The 1,490-nt window shown below is 60.3% G+C and carries 1 protein-coding gene; it reads right to left on the reverse strand.

Annotated features, from left to right (window positions below; all coding sequences use genetic code 11):
• Window positions 1-1,490, reverse strand: a 1,490-nt coding sequence (locus QMA15_RS32565; protein ID WP_290289301.1) for an amino acid adenylation domain-containing protein, incomplete at both ends; no start/stop codon positions are given.

Here is a 1,490-nt window from a genome sequence, read left to right on the forward strand (position 1 = left end):
CAACCTCGAACACCGGCTCCGGCAACAACTTCCGATCCAACTTCCCCGAAGCATTGAGCGGAAACGCATCCAACACCATGATCTGCGACGGCACCATATACGACGGCAACACCACACCCAACGAATCCACCAGTGCCACAGCATCAACCACCGCACCCGACGCCGGCACCACATACCCCACCAACTGATCACCGGTCACCGTCGACACCACAGCCACCGACGACACAGACACCGACACATCGGCCACCAACGCCGACTCGATCTCCCCCAACTCGATCCGCTGACCACGGAACTTCACCTGAAAATCGGTACGACCGATGTACTCGAGCTCACCCGACACACCCCACCGCACCAAGTCCCCCGTGCGATACATACGATCGCCACCACTGCCATCAGTGAACGGATTCGCCACGAACCGATCCGCCGACAAATCCGGACGAGAAACATACCCACGAGCCAACTGATCACCCGCAAGATACAACTCACCCGCAACACCCACCGGCACCGGACGCAACCGCGAATCCAACACGAAAACCTGCGAATTCCACTGCGGCACACCAATAGAAACCACACCACCATCGACGGCGCCCGTCACATCCGCGAACGTGATCGACACCGCAGCCTCGGTCGGGCCATACAAGTTGTGAACCCGCGCACCCGACACCACACCGAAATCACGCACCGCCTGCGCCGGCAACGCCTCACCGATGACGAACACATCACGCAACGAACCCAACAACTCCGCAGACACCGCACCCGCGAACACCGACAACATCGTCGGCACGAAGTCCGTCACCGTCACACCCTGATCAGCGATCACCGACGCCAAATACCCCGGATCCCGATGACCGTCATGCGTGGCCACCACCAACCGAGCACCCACCGCCAACGGCAAGAAGAACCCCCACAACGACACATCGAACGTCGTCGCAGTCTTCTGCAAATACACATCCGACCCAGTCAGAACATACTGACCCTGCATCCACGCCATCTGATTGACGATCGCCTCATGCGAAACCGCCACACCCTTCGGCTTCCCCGTCGACCCCGACGTGAAAATCACATACGCAGCATTCGAACCACGCAGCGGCGCAACCCGATCCACATCCAACACCGGCGCATCCGAGAACCCGGACACATCCAACTCGTCAATCAACACCACATCGAACTCACCCGGCAACACCACACCGTCACCAGCAGTGGACAACACACACACCGGCGCCGCAGTACCGAGAATATGACCATTGCGCTCGACCGGATGATCCGGATCCAACGGCACATACGCCCCACCCGCAGCAACCACCGCATACATACCCACAACAAGATCAACCGACCGACGCATCGCCAACGCCACCAACGACTCCGGCCCCACACCCACCGAAACCAAATACCGCGCAAGGCGATTCACCCGAGACCCGAACTCCGCATACGACAGAGACTGCCCCTCGAACACCACCGCCACCGCATCCGGAGACGCCGCCACCTGCGCA

It is taken from the genome of Rhodococcus sp. APC 3903 (assembly GCF_030407755.1).
Lineage (GTDB): Bacteria > Actinomycetota > Actinomycetes > Mycobacteriales > Mycobacteriaceae > Rhodococcus_F > Rhodococcus_F erythropolis.